We start from the raw sequence: 15,463 nt of genomic DNA, 5'->3' as shown, positions 1-15,463 counted from the left end.
AATGCGTTTCCTCGCCGAATCTTTCTTCAAGCGGTCCGGGCACCTGCCATACGCAACCACTCATTGAAAGCACCGCCGCTCCGGAGCGGAAACGGGCCATGCGGCGAAGCGGCTTGCGGGCGGACCGGCGAAGCCCCATTGTTCAGGCCATGATGGCTTCCCTTCGCGACACCGGGGTCTGGATCTTCGACCTCGACAACACCCTCTATCCCGCTTCCTGCAACCTGTTCGCCCAGGTGGACCGGCGCATCGGCGATTTCATCGCCGGGCATTTCGGAATCACCTACGACGAGGCGCGCGTCATGCAGAAGCGCTTCTTCCGGGAGCACGGGACGACGCTGCGTGGCCTGATGGTGGAGCACGACGTCGATCCGGTGCCCTTCCTGGATTACGTCCACGACATCGACGTCAGCCCGGTGGCACCCTGCCCCAGCATGGCGGACGCGCTCAACCGGCTGCCGGGGCGCAAGATCATCTACACCAACGGCTCCGTCCGCCACGCCGAGAACGTGACTCGGCAGCTGGGCATCGACGGCTGCTTCGAGGCGACCTTCGGCATTGTCGAGGCCGGCTACGTGCCCAAGCCCGATCCGCGCCCCTACGACATCCTGTTGGATCACTACGGCATCGACCCCGCCCGCGCCTGCATGGTGGAGGACATCGCCCGCAACCTCGTCCCCGCCCACGCCCTGGGCATGACGACGGTGTGGGTGCGCAGCGAAGCCGACTGGTCCCGCCCCGACGGGGGCGGAGTCGGCACCGGCAGCCACATCGACCACACCGTGGACGACCTGCCGGCCTGGCTGGAGGAGATCGCGGGCTGAGCGGCGGCCGCAAGGCCCCGCCTTCCCCCCGTAGGAACCCTTTAAGAACCCATTGAGAACAAGGCAACGTTGACAAGGCGGCGCGGCGCGGCCCATGTTCCGAACCCTCGAACAGACAGCCCAGCGAATGCCGCCATGAGCCACGCCAGCCTCGAATCCGCCGTCAACGCCGCGTGGGAAACCCGCGACACCCTGAATGTTTCGACCAAGGGCGCCGTCCGCGACGCCGTGGAGGAGGCCCTGTCCGGCCTCGACTCCGGCGACCTGCGCGTCGCGCAGAAGACGGACGCCGGCTGGGTCGTGAACCAGTGGTTGAAGAAGGCGGTCCTGCTGTCCTTCCGCCTGAACGCCAACGAGACGATCCCCGGCGCGCCGGGTGGCGCCTCTTGGTACGACAAGGTGCCGCCGAAGTTCGAAGGGTGGTCCGAGGCCCAGTTCCAGGTCGCCGGCTTCCGCGCCGTTCCGGGCGCGGTCGTCCGCCGCTCCGCCTACGTCGCGCCGAACGTCATCCTGATGCCCAGCTTCGTCAACGTCGGCGCCTATGTCGACAGCGGCACCATGGTGGACACCTGGGTCACCGTCGGTTCCTGCGCGCAGATCGGCCGGAACGTCCACCTGTCGGGTGGCGTCGGCATCGGCGGCGTGCTCGAGCCGCTCCAGGCCAACCCGGTCATCATCGAGGACGATTGCTTCGTCGGCGCCCGCTCCGAGGTGGTCGAGGGCGTGATCGTGGAGCGCGGCGCCGTGCTGTCCATGGGCGTCTTCATCAGCGCCTCGACCAAGATCATCGACCGCAACACCGGCGAGGTCTTCGTCGGCCGCGTCCCGGCCTACTCCGTCGTGGTGCCGGGCACCCTGCCGGGCAAGCCGCTGCCCGACGGCACGCCGGGCCCGGGCCTCTATTGCGCCGTGATCGTGAAGCGCGTGGACGAGCAGACCCGCGCCAAGACCTCCATCAACGACCTGCTGCGCGACTGACGCCGGGGAAGACGCCACGATGACCACCGCCGCCGCTCCCTCCTTCGACCCTTGCGATCCCGTCGCGGTGGCGCAGGCCCTGATCCGCTGCCCCAGCGTGACGCCCGAGGACGGCGGCGCCCTGGGCGTCCTGGAGGCGGCGCTGGCGCCGCTGGGCTTCGTCTGCCACCGCCTGCGGTTCGAGGAGGAGGGCACGGCGCCGGTGGACAACCTCTACGCCCGCCTGGGCACGGAGGGGCCGAACTTCTGCTTCGCCGGGCACACCGACGTGGTGCCCCCCGGCGAGCTGAAGGGCTGGTCCATCGACCCCTTCGCCGGGGAGATCCACAACGGCCGCCTCTACGGCCGCGGCGCGGTGGACATGAAGGGGGCGATCGCCGCCTTCGTCGCCGCCGCGGCCCGCCATATTAAGGCAGGCGGCGCGCCCAAGGGCTCGATCAGCCTGCTGATCACCGGGGACGAGGAGGGGGTCGCCATCAACGGCACCCGCAAGGTGCTGGACTGGCTGCAGGCCAAGGGTGAAACGCTCGACGCCTGCGTGGTCGGGGAGCCGACCAACCCCAAGGCGCTGGGCGACATGATCAAGATCGGGCGGCGCGGCAGCATGACCGCCTTCCTGACCGTCCACGGCGCGCAGGGGCATGTCGCCTACCCGCATCTGGCCGACAACCCGCTGCCCCGGCTGGCCCGCATGCTGGCCGCCATCACGGCGGAGCCGCTGGACGCCGGCACCCCGCATTTCCAGCCGTCGAACCTGGAGCTGACCACCATCGACGTCGGCAACCCGGCGCACAACGTCATCCCGGCGCAGGGCAAGGCGACGCTGAACATCCGCTTCAACGACCTGCACACCGCCGACACGCTGCTGGCGTGGCTGCGCGAGCGGCTCGACGGGGTGGGCGGCTCCTACGAACTGGACCATTTCGTGTCGGGCGACAGCTTCCTGACCCCGCCCGGCCCGCTGACCGAGCTGGTGGCGGACGCCGCGGAGCGCATCACCGGGCGCCGTCCCGAATATTCGACGACCGGCGGCACGTCGGACGCCCGCTTCATCAAGAATTTCTGCCCGGTGGTCGAGTTCGGCCTCGTCGGGCAGACGATGCACAAGGTGGACGAGCACACCGCGCTGGACGACCTGACCCGCCTGACCGACATTTACGGCGAGGTTTTGCGGAACGTCTTCGACCGGATCGGTTGACGTAAGGCCCCCTCCGACCGTTCCCCCCCACCCTCCGGTGACCGCAACATGCCGCTGACCGCCCGGGACGTCGCCTCCTCCGTCTTCGGCGCCTATCGCCTGGCCCGGTTCGACCCCACCGGATTGCAGCATCTGGACCGCACCCCCGAAGGGGCATGGAAGTCCTTCTACGCCGCGGTGATCGTCGCCCCGGCCTGGACGCTGCTGCTGGCGATCCGCCTGTGGGGCCAGGTGCCGGACACGCCGCTGTTCCAGCTCGTGGTGGTGGAGGCCATCGCCTACGTCATCAGCTGGACGGCCTTTCCCGTGGTCATGCACGGGGTGAGCGGGCTGCTGGACCGGCAGAACCGCTACATCGATTTCCTGTGCGCCTACAACTGGTCGTCGGTCGTGCAGATGGGCATCTATCTGCCGGTGGTGATCCTGGCCGCCACGGGGCTTCTGCCCGGCCCGATCTCCGAAGGGCTGGTGTTCGGCATCATGCTGGCGATGCTGACCTACCAGTGGTTCGTCATGCGCACGGCGCTGGACATCTCCGGCGTCGCGGCGGCGGTCCTGGTCCTGCTCGACCTGTTCCTGTCGGCGCTGATCACCGACTTCGCCGACGGGCTGCTGTAAGGGACCTTTTGCCCCCTCCCTAACCCTCCCCGCTTCGCGGTGGAGGGATCAAGCCCCCTCTCCCGCGCAAACGGGGAGGGCCGGGGAGGGGGCAAGAACGCTCGCCTCCCTCACACCCCGCGGGTGCTGACGCCCGCGTCGGCGAAGGTCGCCATGCCGGCGTGGCAGGCGCAGGCCGACTTCACGATGTTGATCGCCAGCGCCGCGCCCGAGCCCTCGCCCAGGCGCATCCCCAGATCGAGCAGCGGCTCCTTGCCGATGGCCGCCAGCAGATGGTCGTGGCCCGGCTCGACCGAGCGGTGGGCGACCATGCAATGGTCGAGCGCCCGGCGGTCGGCCTTGAACAGCACCGCCGCCGCCGCCGTGCAGGCGTAGCCGTCGAGCAGCACCGGCACCCGCGCCATGCGGGCGGCCAGGATGGCGCCGGCGATGGCCGCCAGTTCATAGCCGCCGAAGCAGCGCAGAGCCTCGAACGGGTCGTCCTTGGCCTGCGGGTTGGCGGCCAGACCGGCCTCGACGGCGGCGACCTTGCGGGCCAGCCCCTCGTCGTCCACGCCGGTGCCGCGGCCCGTCCAGTCCTTGGCTTCGCCGCCGAACAGCGCGTGGCAGAGCGCCGCCGCCGCGGTGGAGTTGCCGATGCCCATCTCGCCGAGCGCCAGAAGCTGGACGCCCGTCTCCACCGCCATCATGCCGTAGGCCATCGCCTGGCAGCAGTCCTCCTCGCCCATCGCCGGACCTTCGGTGAAGTCGGCGGTGGGGGTCTCCAGGTCCAGCTCGTAGACGCGCAGGTCGGAGTCGGCCACCTCGCAGAGCTGGTTCACGGCGGCGCCGCCGTTCTGGAAGTTCTGGACCATCTGGGCGGTCACCGCCGCCGGGTAGGCCGAGACGCCGCGCGCGGCGACGCCGTGGTTGCCGGCGAAGACGGCGACGCGCGGGCGGCGCACCTCCGCCGGGTGCTGGCCCTGCCACGTCGCCATCCACTGGGCGATCTCCTCCAGCCGGCCAAGCGCGCCCGCCGGCTTGGTGAGCTGCCGTTCGCGCTGGAGGGCCGCCGTGCCGGCGTCGAGGTCCGGCCCCGGCAGGTTGCGCACCAGCGCGCGGATTTCCTCGAAGGTGATGGCGGGCTGCGTGTTGCTCATGGCGAAGGGTCCTGGCGCTGACGGCAGAGGATGTGATCGGGAAGCGATGAAAAAAGCGGCGCGACCTTGGACCATTCCCGACCCGCTGTCAAAGCGCCTCTCGTCCGGTCTGTTATCCGTTGTGGGCCTGTTATCCGTTGCGGCGGGCCTGGGGTTGCCGTACTCCGAAGCGCCATGTCCGCAGATTCCCCCGCCCCATCCCTCTCCCGCTGGAACTCCGATCTGGCGCTGGCCGTCGTCTTCCTGACGCGGTTGCCCCTGCGCCTGTCCGGCCCGCTGGCCGAGGACGCCCACGCCCGCGCCATGGGCTGGTTCCCCCTGGTCGGCGCCGGGGTCGGGCTGTTCGGCGGCTCCGTCTACGGGCTGGCCGCAACGGGCCATCTTCCGCCGCTGCCGGCGGCGCTGCTGGCGCTGGGCGCGATGGTCTGGCTGACCGGCGCCCTGCACGAGGACGGGGCGGCGGACGTCGCCGACGGCTTCGGCGGCGGGCGCGACAAGGCCCGCAAGTTGGAGATCATGCGGGACAGCCGGGTCGGCAGCTACGGCGTGCTCGCCATCGTCTTCTCGGTCGCCGTCCGCGCCTCGGCGCTGGCGGCGCTGGCCGAGCCGCGCCTCGTCATCCCCGCCCTGCTCGCCTCGGGCGCCCTGTCGCGCGGCGGCATGGCGGTGATCGCCCGGTTCATGGACCCGGCCCGCGCCGACGGCCTCGCCGCCCGGCAGGGACGCCCGTCGCCCGGCACGGTGATCCTGTCGCTCATGCTGGCGCTGGCCGTGGCCGTGGCGGCGCTGCAGGGGCTGGCCGCTGCCGCGGTCCTCCCGGCCACGCTAGCCGTCCTGGCGGTGGCGTGGCAGGCACGGCGGCAGATCGGCGGCCACACCGGCGACGTGTTCGGCGCCGCCCAGCAGGTGGCGGAGGCCGCCGTTCTGCTCACCCTGGCCGCGACTGTTGCATGAAAAACACTCGCTGGTGGCTCATCCGCCACGCTCCCGTCCCGAATCCGGGAAATGTGATCTACGGGCGAAGCGATCCCGCCGCTGACACCGGCGATTCCGACGCGCTGGCGGCACTGGCGGCGCGGCTGCCCCCGCAGGCAGTCTGGGTGACCTCGCATCTGCGCCGCACGCGGCAGACGGCGGCGGCGCTGCGCCTGCCCGGCAGCGACATGGCGCTGGTCGAGCGGGCGCTGGCCGAACAGGACTTCGGCCGCTGGGAAGGGCTGTCCCACCACGATGTGGCGGAATTGCATCCCGGGGAGGCCCGCCGATTCTGGAGCGACCCGGCGGCGGAGGCCCCACCGGACGGCGAAAGCTTCGCGGCGGTGATGGAGCGGGTGGCCGGCGTCGTCGCCCGGCTGACCGACCTCTACGCCGGGCGCGACATCGTGGCGGTCATCCACGGCGGGTCGATCCGCGCGGCGCTGGCGCTCGCCCTGGATCTGACGCCTCAAGCGGCGCTGCGGCTGGCGGTGGCGCCGCTCTCGCTGTCGCGGATCGACCATTACGCCAACGAGGGGGACGGGTCCTGGTCGGTCGCGGCCCTGAACGCGCTCGGAACCTTTCCGGGCAGCGGGCGTTGACCGGACTCCGTTGGGCTACCAATAGAGGGTCAGACCATGGCAAGAAGCGCTGACGATCGCGAGGCCGCCGAGAAGCTTTGGGGCATGATCAAGGGCGTCCGCATCTGCATGATGACGACGCTGGACGAGAACGGCATTTTACATTCCCGCCCTATGGCCACCTTGCCGCACGCGGGATTCGACGATGGAACCTTGTGGTTCTTTACGCGGGCCGACTCACCGAAGGTCCATGAACTGAAGACGCACTGGCGCGTCAACCTGTCCTACGCCGACCCCGACAAGCAGGATTACGTGTCGGTGTCGGGAGTGGCGGAGACGGTGCGCGACCGCGAGAAAATCCGTTTCCTGTGGCGGGACATTCTGTCCACCTGGTTCCCGCAGGGGGTGGACGATCCCGATCTCACGCTGCTGAAGGTCAGCGTCGATCGGGCCGAATATTGGGACAGCCCGTCGAGCGCGATGGTCTACGCCTACGGCTATGTGAAAGCGAAGATCACCGGCGAGCCGCCGAAACCGGGCGATCACGCGAAGATCGCGTTTCAGTAGGGGCGCCCAATCAGGGCAGTCTTTGCCCCCACCCTTCCCATGCTGCGCATGGACCCCTTCCCTCCCCCGCCCAGCGGGGGAGGGTCAGGGTGGGGGAAAACGCCCCCTCACTCCTCCTCGACCGCCGGCTTCCCACCGCCATCCAGCGCCCCGACCCGCTTCTTCAGATCGGTCACGTCCGCGTGCATCCGCTTCAGCCGGGCCAGCCCCTTGTACTGGTCGAAGGCGCGGTCGCGCGGCACCGCCGGGTAGCCCATGTAGACGGCCTTCGCCGGGATGTCCGTCCCCACGCCGGAATTCGCCGCCACCACCGCGTCGTTGCCGATCTTCACATGGTCGGCCACGCCGACCTTGCCGGCCAGCACCACACGGTCGCCGATGGTCGTGCTGCCGGCGATGCCGACATGGCCGCACAGCATGCAGTTGGTGCCGATCTGCACGTTGTGGCCGATCTGCACGAGGTTGTCGATCTTGGTGCCGGAGCCGATGCGGGTCGCCGTGATGGTGCCGCGGTCGATGGTGGCGTTGGCCCCGATCTCCACGTCGTCGCCCAGGATCACCGTGCCGATGGAGTTCACCCGGTGGATCAGCACGTTGGTGCCGACCACCCGACCCGTCGCCTTGGCCGATTCGACGCTGCCCGGCTCCGGCGTCACGAAGCTGAAGCCGTCGTTGCCGACCGCGGCGTTGGGGTGGATGATGCAGCGCTCGCCCATCACCACCCGCTCGCCGATGCGGGCGCCGGGGTGCAGCAGGCAATCCTTGCCGATCACCGCCTCCGCCCCGACCGTGGCGTGCGGCATGACGATCACGCCCTCGCCCAGCACCGCCTTCGGCCCGACATAGGCGAAGGGACCGACCGACACGCCCGCGCCCAGGATGGCCTCCGGCGCCACGAAAGCGGCGGGGTGGACACCCGGCTCGGCATGGACAGGCTTTTCGAAGACGGTGGTCAGACCGGCCATGGCAAAGCGCGGGCGCTTGACGACGATCCAGCCCTTGAGGTTGGCCGGCACCTCCGCCCCTTCCGCGATCACGGCGGCGACGGCCTTGCCGTTGGCCAGCAGCTCCGTCAGGCCCTTTTCCATGGCGAGCGCCAGATCCTCCGGCCCCTCGGCCTCCGACGGGTGGACGGCGCGGGAGATTTGCAGGGTGCCGTCGCCCTCCAGCGCCGCGCCCAGGGCGGCGGCGATCTCGGCGAGGGTGACCGGGGCGGCGGGGGAAACGGGAGTCATGGCGGCGCTCTGGCTGTCGGTCCGAAGAGGCCGGGACGCTAGCACGGCGGGCCGGTGCTGGCGAGGCCCAGCACTTTTTGTCATTCCCCCGTTTGCAGCAGCGCCCCGCGCACCCGCGCCTGATGGAAGGAATAGAGGAAGGCGGCGCTGCACAGCCCCATGAACAGCACGTTCAGCCCCACCGCCCAGGCCAGATGGTCCCAGCGCATGGTGCCGTCGAACAGGATGGCGCGCATCCCCTCGAAGACGTGGGCGGAGGGCAGCGACAGGGCCACCCATTGCAGCCAGCCCGGCAGCACGCTGACCGGGTAGTAGACGGCGCTGACCGGGGCGAGCATGAAGACGACGATCCAGGCCAGCCCTTCCGCCCCCATGCCGTAGCGCAGGATCAGCGCCACGATGACCAGCCCCAGCGACCAGCCGAAGACGATCAGGTTGGCGAAGAAGCCGGCCAGCGGCAGCCCGAGGTCGAACAGCGAATAGCCGAACAGCGGAATCGCCAGCAGCGCTGCCGGGACGACGCCGATGACGGTGCGGATCAGGCTCATCCCGAACAGCGCCGCCACCCATTCGCCGGGGCGCAACGGGCTGACGAAGAGGTGGCCGAGGTTGCGCGACCACATCTCCTCCAGGAAGGACACCGACACGCCGAGCTGGCCGCGGAACAGCACGTCCCACAGCAGCACCGCGCTGACCAACACCCCCGCCCCCTGCGCCACCCAGGTGCTGGAGGAGGCCATGAACTGGTTGATGTAGCCCCACAGGATCATCTGCATGGTCGGCCAGTAGGCCAGCTCCAGGAAGCGCGGCCAGGAGCCGCGCAGCAGATACCAGTAGCGCAGCACCATCGCCCCGACCCGGCGCAGCGAGAAGGCCGGATTCGGGTGAACCATCGCAGCGGCGTCACTCGGCAGCATCGGCGGCCTCCCGGCTGGCGTTCTCCGCGCCGGCGCGGTCGCGGGCGATGTCGAGGAACACGTCCTCCAGCGAGGTCCGGCCATAGCGGGCCAGCAGCCCCGACGGCGACCCGCGGTCGACGATCCGCCCCTGGCGCATCATCAGCACGTCGTCGCACATCCGCTCCACCTCCATCATGTTGTGGGAGGCGAGCAGGATGGTGGCCCCGGACTCCAGGCGGTAGCGCTCCAGATAGGTACGGATCCAGTCCGCCGTGTCGGGGTCGAGCGAGGCGGTCGGTTCGTCCAGCAGCAGAAGCTCCGGCCGGTTGAGCAGCGCCTTGGCCAGCGCCACCCGCGTCTTCTGCCCGGCCGACAGCCCGCCGGAGGGGCGCTCCAGGAAGCGGGTCAGCTCCAGATGCTCGGCCAGCTCCTCCACCCGCCGCTTCACCCCCTTCAGGCCGTAGAGGTGGCCATAGACGGTCAGGTTCTCCCGCACGGTCAGCCGGTGCGGCAGCTCCACATAGGGCGAGGAGAAGTTCATGCGGGGCAGCGCCGCGTGGCGGTGGCGCACCATGTCCACCCCCAGCACCTCCACCGTGCCGGAGGTCGGCAGCAGCAGCCCGAGCAGCATGGAGATGGTCGTCGTCTTGCCGGCCCCGTTGCCGCCGAGAAGCCCGGTGACCGACCCCGCCGCAACGGTGAAGGAGATGCCGTCCACGGCGGTGACCTCGCCGGACCGGGCGGTGCCGTAGCGTTTGGTCAGATTCACGGCCCGGATGGCGTGCTGTTTTGCGCATTGATCCATAGGCGGAGAATATGGCCGCTTGGCGTGCAAACGCCAGAGTGGCAAAACAGCACCCAGCCATTCGATGTGACGCCGCGGGAAGAGCGGCCCTGCCGGAAAGTCCGTTCATGTCCGCAACCGCCGCTGCTTCCCTTCGCCACGCCATGACCCAGGCCGGCCGGCCGGGTCCGGCGCAGTGGACCAACCTGGACGGACGCGTCACGCTGCGCACCCTGATCCTGATCCGCTGGATCGCCGTGATCGGGCAGCTCGCCACCGTGGCGACGGTGCAGCTCGTCATGGGCTTCCCGCTGCCGCTGGGGCCGGTGCTGGCGGCCATCGGGGCCTCGGTCCTGCTGAACCTCGTGGCGATGGCCCAGCGCGGCGGGCGGCTGCGGCTGGCCGACCGGGACGCCGCGCTCTATCTCGGCTACGACATGCTGCAACTCACGTTGCTGCTCTATCTGACCGGCGGCCTCGCCAACCCCTTCGCCATCCTGCTGCTCGCCCCGATGACGGTGGCCGCAGCGATCCTGTCGCGCTACAGCGTGGTTCTGCTGACCGGGCTCAACCTCGTCTGCCTAACCGTGCTGGCGATGTGGCACTTCCCGCTGCCCTGGCCGGAGCCGATGCCCTCGGTCGCCCCGCTCTACGCCTTCGGCATCTGGCTGTCGCTGTCGGTGTCGGCCGGCTTCATCAGCGGCTACGTCTTCCGTGTGGCCGAGGAGGCGCGGCGCTTCGCCAACGCCCTGTCGGCCTCGCAGGTGGCGCTGGCGCGCGAGCAGCGGCTGTCCTCGCTGGGCGCGCTGGCCGCCGCCGCGGCGCACGAACTGGGGTCGCCGCTCGGCACCATCGCGGTGGTGGCGAAGGAGCTTCTGCACGACATGCCGCCGGACAGCCCCTACACCGAGGACGTCTCCCTGCTGCAAAGCCAGGTGATGCGCTGCCGCGAGATCCTGGCGGAGCTGGCCCGCAAGCCGGAGGCCGACGGCGGCGACCCGTTCGAGCGGCTGCCGCTGACCGCGCTGGTGGAGGCGGCGGGCGCGCCGCACCGGCTGGGCCACATCCAGTTCACGGTCGAGCGCAGCGACGGCTCCGTGGGGGAGGAGCCGATCGTCCGCCGCAGCCCGGAGATCATCCACGGCCTGGGCAACTTCATCCAGAACGCCCACCAGTTCGCCGATGGGCGGGTGACGGTCGCCGCCTCCTGGGATGCCCGGTCCGCGACGGTGGTGGTGATGGACGACGGGCCGGGCTATCCCGCCCATCTGCTGAGCCGCATCGGCGAGCCCTACCTGTCCGCAAGAAGCGAGCGGTCGGGCCATATGGGGCTGGGAATCTTTATTGCACAAACGCTGCTAGAGAAAACGGGTGCCCTTGTAGCCTTTAGCAATAACCGTAGCGGCGGCGCGCGAGTTGTCGTACGTTGGGACCGTGGTGTCTTAGAACCAGAGGACTAGTGGTGGATAGCGCGATGACCACGGACGAGAGTCCAACGGGCGAAACCGCCAAGCTGACGTTCACGGGTGACGTTACCCGCAGCCTCCTCATCGTCGACGACGACGCGCCGTTCCGAACCCGCCTCGCGCGTGCCATGGAAAAGCGCGGTTTCAACGTGGTGGCCGTGGACAGCGTGCAGCTCGGCATCGACGTCGCCCAGGAATCGGCGCCGGCCTTCGCGGTGGTCGACCTGCGGCTGGCCGACGGCAGCGGCCTGGACGTGGTCAAGACCCTGCGCGACGCCCGCCCCGACGCCCGCATCGTCATGCTGACCGGCTATGGCAACATCGCCACGGCGGTCGCCGCGGTGAAGGCCGGCGCGGTGGACTATCTGCCGAAGCCGGCGGACGCCGACGCCGTGGAATCCGCCCTGCTGGCCGACGGCCGCCCGTTGCCCTCCCCGCCGGAAAACCCGATGTCCGCCGACCGCGTGCGGTGGGAGCACATCCAGCGCGTGTTCGAGCAGTGCGACCGCAACGTCTCCGAAACCGCCCGCCGGCTGAAGATGCACCGCCGCACCCTGCAGCGCATCCTGAACAAGCACGCCCCTCGGGGGTGACGCCCCCCTCGCTGGACCGTAAACGAAAAGAGGCCCCTGTCCTTGCGGAGAGGGGCCTTTTTCTTTGCCGCGCGGCGGTTCACTTCCTGACGGAGCAGGTCCTGACACCGAACAGGGTGTAGGCCGGGCAGAAGCCGACCACCGCGGTCAGCAGCGGGACGAGGCCGATCCAGCCCCAGGGGGTCTGCGGGCCGACGAAGACGAGGGCGATCAGGACGAGGCCGACGATGGCGCGCAGCGCGCGGTCGATGGTGCCGACGTTGACGGGCATGGTTGCACCTTATGGAGCGGTGTGGGCGGTTTGTGCGCCCATCCAAGCCCCTTTCCGCCCGCCGGTCTGTGACTCCGTCACACGCCGTCCGTGCGCTCCAGCGCCAGCAGCGCGTCGGGATCGTGCACCGCGACGCGGCCGCGCGACAACTCCACCAAGCCGCGCCGCTCGAACTCCTTCAACTGGCGGCTGACCACCTCGCGCGCCGTGCCCAGCTCGACCGCCAGCGTCTGATGGGTGGTGTCCAGCCCGCCGCGCGCGTCGCGGTGATCGACCAGGAAACGGGCCAGCCGCAGGTCGATGCGCCCGAAGGCCACCTCCTCCACCAGCATCATCATGCCGAGCAGCCGCGTGCCGAAGGAGGCGAAGACGAAATCGCGGAACACTGCGGAGCGCGCCAGCAGTTCATGGAAGGCGCCGGCCCCGAGCGCGATGGCCTCCAGATCGGTCTCCGCCACCCCTTCGGCGCTGTAGTCGGCGCGCGTCATCAGGCAGGCGGTGGTCAGGATGCAGGTCTCGCCCGCCCCGACGCGGTAGAGGACGATCTCCCGCCCGGTTTCGGCGGTCATCTGGACCCGCACCGTGCCGTCCAGCAGCATGAGAAAATTGTGGCACAGGCTGCCTATGCGGAACAGCACCGTACCGCGCGGCACCGCCATCCGCCCCCCCTGTGCGCGCAGAAGGGCTCGCGCGTCGGGTTCCAGGGCGGACAGCGCCGGGAACGCGCCCGCCCAGTCGGCGTCAATCTTTCCAACATGTTGCGGCAGCATGTCCGGTCCCCTTCGATCGACCATGACCATTATCCGCGAAGGGGCTTCCCCGGTCCACCCAAAGGACCGGTCCACCCAATGGCGTCTCCGGGGAGGGTACCCAATGAGCGTGTCTTCCCCACCATATGCCCTCCGGGCAGCATGAAACGGCCGGACGGTCGATGGCGTTCTAGGCAATCGTAACGCCCCGAACGGGGTGCCGTTCGGCATGCGAGGAGGAACCCGCTTTGGCCACCCAGGACATTCAGGATCAACCCCAGCGGCGGCAGGCGGCACCGGTTTCGGCACCGGTCTCGTTCGACCTGTCGACCGCGGCGGCCAGCGCGGTGCGCCGCACCACCGGCATGCTGCTGCGCCACAAGCTGCTGATCGGGACGGTGATCGTGCTGGGGACGGGCATCGCGGGTCTCGTCGCCCTGCGCATGACGCCGCTCTACACCGCCCAGACCCTGATCATGGTGGAGCACCGCAAGAACCAGGTGATGAACTACCAGGAGGTCGTCTCCGGCCTCTCGACCGAGCTGGGGGCCTTGCAGAGCGAGGTGGCGATCCTGAAATCCCCCGCCTTCGCGGAGAAGGTGGTGGACAAGCTCGGCCTGATGAACGATCCGGAGTTCAACGCGGCGCTGCGGCCCGAGCAGACCAACTGGTTCTACTACCTGAACCCGAAGAACCTGGTGCCGGACTCCTGGTGGAACAGCGCCCGCGGCGACCGGCCCGAGATCGCGCTGAGCCCGGAGGAGAAGACGGCCAACGAGCGGACCTCGGTCGTCAACAGCTTCATTGAAAATCTGGCGGTGCGCCCGCAGGGCCGGTCCTACGTCATCGCCGTGGATTTCGACAGCGAGGACCCGCGCAAGGCCTCGCTCATCGCCAACACCATCGGCGAGATGTACCTCGTCGACCAGCTCGACGAGAAGTTCAAGGCGGCCAAGCGCGCCACGGCCTGGCTGGAGGAGCGCATCACCGAGCTGCGGCGCGAGGCCAAGACGACCGGCGAGGCGGCGGAGAAGTACCGCGCCGAAAGCGGCCTGACCAACGCCAACGGCGAAACCACCCTGATCGCCCAGCAGTTGGCTGAGCTGAACACCAGCTACGTCCTGGCCCGCACCAAGCGGCAGGAGGCGGAGGCAAAGCTGCGCGAGGTGACCACCCTGGCGCAGAGCCCGCGCGGCGTGTCGGCCATCGGCGACGTGCTCGGCTCCCCCCTGATCCAGGCGCTGCGCCAGCAGGAGGTCGAGCTTCAGCGCAAGATCGCCGACGCCGCCAACAAGTACGGTGCCCGCCACCCGACGCTGACCGCGCTGCAGAGCGAGCTGCGCGACCTGCAGGGCCAGATCAAGGCCGACGTGGGCCGCATCGTCCAGAACCTGAGCAACGAGGTGGAGGTCGAGCGGGGACGCGAGGCCGCCCTGAAGACCAACCTCGACCAGCTCCAGGCCCAGCGCAACCAGCAGCAGGAATCCAACGTGACCCTGCGCACGCTGGAGCGCGACGCCGAGACCTCGCAGACCATGTACGAGGCGATGCTGACGCGCTTCCAGGAGATCGCCGGCCAGACCGAGATCCAGCAGCCCGATGCCCGCATCGTGTCGGAGGCGGCGATCCCCCTGAACCCGTCGCAGCCCAACAAGAAGATGATCGTCCTGCTGGCCCTGGTCGCCTCGGCCACGCTGGGCGTGCTGCTGGCGATGCTGCGCGAGCAGTCGGAGCGCGGTTTCCGCAGCCCGCACCAATTCGAATCGGCGACCGGCGTGCGCTCGCTGGGCATCGTCCCGGCCATCGGGCGTCGCCGCCGCGGCACGTCGCCCGCCGCCTACGCCATCGACAAGCCGATGTCGGCCTTCGCCGAGGCGATGCAGAACCTGCGCACCACGCTGCTGCTCGCCAACCCGGACGGCCACCAGCGGGTGATCCTGTTCAGCTCCTCCGTCCCCGGTGAGGGCAAGAGTTCGATCGCCGCGGCCTTCGCCCGCATCTGCGCCAACGCCGGCCAGAAGACGATCATCCTGGACTGCGACATGCGCCGCAAGGGGCTGCACCCGATGCTGGGGCTGGAGAACCGGCACGGCCTGTACGAGGTGCTGTCCGGCGAATGCGCGCCGAACGAGGTGATCCAGACCGACCCGCGCACCGGCCTGCATTTCATCGCGTCGGGCCGCGGCTCCGCCCTGCCGCAGGACATGCTGGGCTCCAGCCGGATGCACCAGCTCATCTCGCGGCTGGCGCTCGAATATGACCGGGTGATCCTGGACAGCCCGCCGGTGCTGGCGGTGTCGGAGGGCAAGCTGCTGGCGGCGCTGGCCGACCAGACGGTCTTCATCGTGCATTGGGGCAAGACCAAGCGGGAGACCGCCATGGCCGGGCTGAAGGAGATCGTCGAGGCGGGCGGCGAGGTCGTCGGCGTCCTGTTCTCGCAGGTCGATATCCGCCGCCACGCCCAGTACGAGTTCCCGGACAGGGGGCGCTACCATGGCTACCGCCGCTACTACGCGAACTGACGGCGGCGTTGGAGAAAAGCGACGGCGTCGGGCCGCCCTCCCGACCTCCCCCCGGGGGAGGAGA

16 protein-coding genes are annotated in these 15,463 nt (G+C 69.6%); 10 read left to right on the top strand and 6 right to left on the bottom strand.

Going from position 1 to position 15,463, the window contains the following annotated elements; genetic code table 11:
* Positions 1 to 149 precede the first annotated feature (149 nt).
* From ACWPXE_RS28530 to ACWPXE_RS28515, 4 genes are all read left to right on the top strand, one after another.
* A complete protein-coding gene (locus tag ACWPXE_RS28530; protein WP_454020517.1) occupies positions 150 to 824 on the top strand; it encodes a pyrimidine 5'-nucleotidase in 675 nt (224 codons plus the stop codon).
* A 135-nt stretch (positions 825 to 959) separates the two neighbouring features.
* On the top strand, positions 960 to 1,802 hold the full coding sequence (dapD, locus tag ACWPXE_RS28525) for a 2,3,4,5-tetrahydropyridine-2,6-dicarboxylate N-succinyltransferase (RefSeq protein WP_454020516.1): 843 nt from the start codon (positions 960 to 962) through the stop codon (positions 1,800 to 1,802).
* 19 nt (positions 1,803 to 1,821) lie between these two features.
* Positions 1,822 to 3,000 carry a succinyl-diaminopimelate desuccinylase gene (gene dapE / locus ACWPXE_RS28520; RefSeq protein WP_454020515.1) on the top strand — a complete coding sequence of 393 codons (1,179 nt, stop codon included), beginning with the start codon at positions 1,822 to 1,824 and terminating at the stop codon, positions 2,998 to 3,000.
* Positions 3,001 to 3,048: 48 nt separating this feature from the next.
* Positions 3,049 to 3,618 (top strand): hypothetical protein, encoded by a 570-nt coding sequence (locus tag ACWPXE_RS28515; protein ID WP_237904311.1) that lies wholly within the window; start codon positions 3,049 to 3,051, stop codon positions 3,616 to 3,618.
* A gap of 110 nt (positions 3,619 to 3,728) precedes the next feature.
* On the opposite strand, the gene cobT is transcribed toward ACWPXE_RS28515, so the two are convergent.
* On the bottom strand, positions 3,729 to 4,757 hold the full coding sequence (cobT, locus tag ACWPXE_RS28510) for a nicotinate-nucleotide--dimethylbenzimidazole phosphoribosyltransferase (protein ID WP_454020514.1): 1,029 nt from the start codon (positions 4,755 to 4,757) through the stop codon (positions 3,729 to 3,731).
* A 174-nt stretch (positions 4,758 to 4,931) separates the two neighbouring features.
* Between cobT and cobS the strand changes: the two genes are divergently transcribed.
* The 3 genes from cobS to ACWPXE_RS28495 are packed head-to-tail and all read left to right on the top strand — an operon-like array spanning position 4,932 to position 6,880.
* The gene (cobS, locus tag ACWPXE_RS28505; protein ID WP_454020513.1) at positions 4,932 to 5,711 is read left to right on the top strand and encodes an adenosylcobinamide-GDP ribazoletransferase; all 780 of its coding nucleotides are present in this window, start codon (positions 4,932 to 4,934) and stop codon (positions 5,709 to 5,711) included.
* Entirely contained in the window at positions 5,708 to 6,334 is a 627-nt protein-coding gene (locus ACWPXE_RS28500; RefSeq protein ID WP_454020512.1) for a histidine phosphatase family protein, read from the top strand. The genes cobS and ACWPXE_RS28500 overlap by 4 nt, the downstream gene beginning before the upstream one ends.
* 36 nt (positions 6,335 to 6,370) lie before the next feature.
* Positions 6,371 to 6,880, top strand: a complete 510-nt coding sequence (locus ACWPXE_RS28495) for a pyridoxamine 5'-phosphate oxidase family protein (protein WP_454020511.1) — start codon at positions 6,371 to 6,373, stop codon at positions 6,878 to 6,880.
* A 107-nt stretch (positions 6,881 to 6,987) separates the two neighbouring features.
* Here ACWPXE_RS28495 and ACWPXE_RS28490 read toward each other — a convergent pair whose 3' ends face one another.
* The 3 genes from ACWPXE_RS28490 to ACWPXE_RS28480 form a co-directional block, all read right to left on the bottom strand.
* Entirely contained in the window at positions 6,988 to 8,115 is a 1,128-nt protein-coding gene (locus ACWPXE_RS28490) for a UDP-3-O-(3-hydroxymyristoyl)glucosamine N-acyltransferase (protein WP_454020510.1), read from the bottom strand.
* Positions 8,116 to 8,195: 80 nt separating this feature from the next.
* Positions 8,196 to 9,032, bottom strand: a complete 837-nt coding sequence (locus ACWPXE_RS28485; protein ID WP_454020509.1) for an ABC transporter permease — start codon at positions 9,030 to 9,032, stop codon at positions 8,196 to 8,198.
* The gene (locus tag ACWPXE_RS28480) at positions 9,019 to 9,819 is read right to left on the bottom strand and encodes an ABC transporter ATP-binding protein (protein WP_454020508.1); all 801 of its coding nucleotides are present in this window, start codon (positions 9,817 to 9,819) and stop codon (positions 9,019 to 9,021) included. The genes ACWPXE_RS28485 and ACWPXE_RS28480 overlap by 14 nt, the downstream gene beginning before the upstream one ends.
* 107 nt (positions 9,820 to 9,926) lie before the next feature.
* On the opposite strand from ACWPXE_RS28480, the gene ACWPXE_RS28475 reads away from it, so the two are divergent.
* Positions 9,927 to 11,258, top strand: coding sequence for an ActS/PrrB/RegB family redox-sensitive histidine kinase (locus tag ACWPXE_RS28475; RefSeq protein ID WP_454020507.1), 1,332 nt, complete (start codon positions 9,927 to 9,929; stop codon positions 11,256 to 11,258).
* Positions 11,259 to 11,272: 14 nt separating this feature from the next.
* Complete coding sequence (locus ACWPXE_RS28470) at positions 11,273 to 11,857, top strand: ActR/PrrA/RegA family redox response regulator transcription factor (protein WP_014239303.1); 585 nt, start codon at positions 11,273 to 11,275, stop codon at positions 11,855 to 11,857.
* Between the two features lie 79 nt (positions 11,858 to 11,936).
* Here the strand turns inward: ACWPXE_RS28470 and ACWPXE_RS28465 are convergent, their stop codons facing one another.
* Positions 11,937 to 12,128, bottom strand: a complete 192-nt coding sequence (locus ACWPXE_RS28465) for a YgaP family membrane protein (RefSeq protein WP_145625410.1) — start codon at positions 12,126 to 12,128, stop codon at positions 11,937 to 11,939.
* 77 nt (positions 12,129 to 12,205) lie between these two features.
* Positions 12,206 to 12,898, bottom strand: a complete 693-nt coding sequence (locus tag ACWPXE_RS28460; protein ID WP_454020506.1) for a Crp/Fnr family transcriptional regulator — start codon at positions 12,896 to 12,898, stop codon at positions 12,206 to 12,208.
* A gap of 227 nt (positions 12,899 to 13,125) precedes the next feature.
* Between ACWPXE_RS28460 and ACWPXE_RS28455 the strand changes: the two genes are divergently transcribed.
* On the top strand, positions 13,126 to 15,399 hold the full coding sequence (locus ACWPXE_RS28455; RefSeq protein WP_454020505.1) for a GNVR domain-containing protein: 2,274 nt from the start codon (positions 13,126 to 13,128) through the stop codon (positions 15,397 to 15,399).
* The last annotated feature ends 64 nt before the right edge of the window (positions 15,400 to 15,463 follow it).

The organism is Azospirillum sp. Marseille-Q6669 (genome assembly GCF_965111635.1).
The sequence above is the reverse complement of the archived record's forward strand: the minus strand, read 5'-3'. Positions and strand labels throughout refer to the sequence as shown.

What these genes read in the sequence shown, in the direction of transcription:
- ACWPXE_RS28495 (WP_454020511.1), top strand. Translation starts at nt 6,371, where the DNA reads ATGGCAAGAAGCGCTGACGATCGCGAGGCCGCCGAGAAGCTTTGGGGC.
- ACWPXE_RS28485 (WP_454020509.1), bottom strand. Translation starts at nt 9,032, where the DNA reads ATGCTGCCGAGTGACGCCGCTGCGATGGTTCACCCGAATCCGGCCTTC.
- ACWPXE_RS28460 (WP_454020506.1), bottom strand. Translation starts at nt 12,898, where the DNA reads ATGCTGCCGCAACATGTTGGAAAGATTGACGCCGACTGGGCGGGCGCG.
- ACWPXE_RS28480 (WP_454020508.1), bottom strand. Translation starts at nt 9,819, where the DNA reads ATGGATCAATGCGCAAAACAGCACGCCATCCGGGCCGTGAATCTGACC.
- ACWPXE_RS28500 (WP_454020512.1), top strand. Translation starts at nt 5,708, where the DNA reads ATGAAAAACACTCGCTGGTGGCTCATCCGCCACGCTCCCGTCCCGAAT.
- ACWPXE_RS28490 (WP_454020510.1), bottom strand. Translation starts at nt 8,115, where the DNA reads ATGACTCCCGTTTCCCCCGCCGCCCCGGTCACCCTCGCCGAGATCGCC.
- cobT (WP_454020514.1), bottom strand. Translation starts at nt 4,757, where the DNA reads ATGAGCAACACGCAGCCCGCCATCACCTTCGAGGAAATCCGCGCGCTG.
- ACWPXE_RS28470 (WP_014239303.1), top strand. Translation starts at nt 11,273, where the DNA reads ATGACCACGGACGAGAGTCCAACGGGCGAAACCGCCAAGCTGACGTTC.
- ACWPXE_RS28515 (WP_237904311.1), top strand. Translation starts at nt 3,049, where the DNA reads ATGCCGCTGACCGCCCGGGACGTCGCCTCCTCCGTCTTCGGCGCCTAT.
- dapD (WP_454020516.1), top strand. Translation starts at nt 960, where the DNA reads ATGAGCCACGCCAGCCTCGAATCCGCCGTCAACGCCGCGTGGGAAACC.
- dapE (WP_454020515.1), top strand. Translation starts at nt 1,822, where the DNA reads ATGACCACCGCCGCCGCTCCCTCCTTCGACCCTTGCGATCCCGTCGCG.
- ACWPXE_RS28475 (WP_454020507.1), top strand. Translation starts at nt 9,927, where the DNA reads ATGTCCGCAACCGCCGCTGCTTCCCTTCGCCACGCCATGACCCAGGCC.
- ACWPXE_RS28530 (WP_454020517.1), top strand. Translation starts at nt 150, where the DNA reads ATGATGGCTTCCCTTCGCGACACCGGGGTCTGGATCTTCGACCTCGAC.
- ACWPXE_RS28465 (WP_145625410.1), bottom strand. Translation starts at nt 12,128, where the DNA reads ATGCCCGTCAACGTCGGCACCATCGACCGCGCGCTGCGCGCCATCGTC.
- cobS (WP_454020513.1), top strand. Translation starts at nt 4,932, where the DNA reads ATGTCCGCAGATTCCCCCGCCCCATCCCTCTCCCGCTGGAACTCCGAT.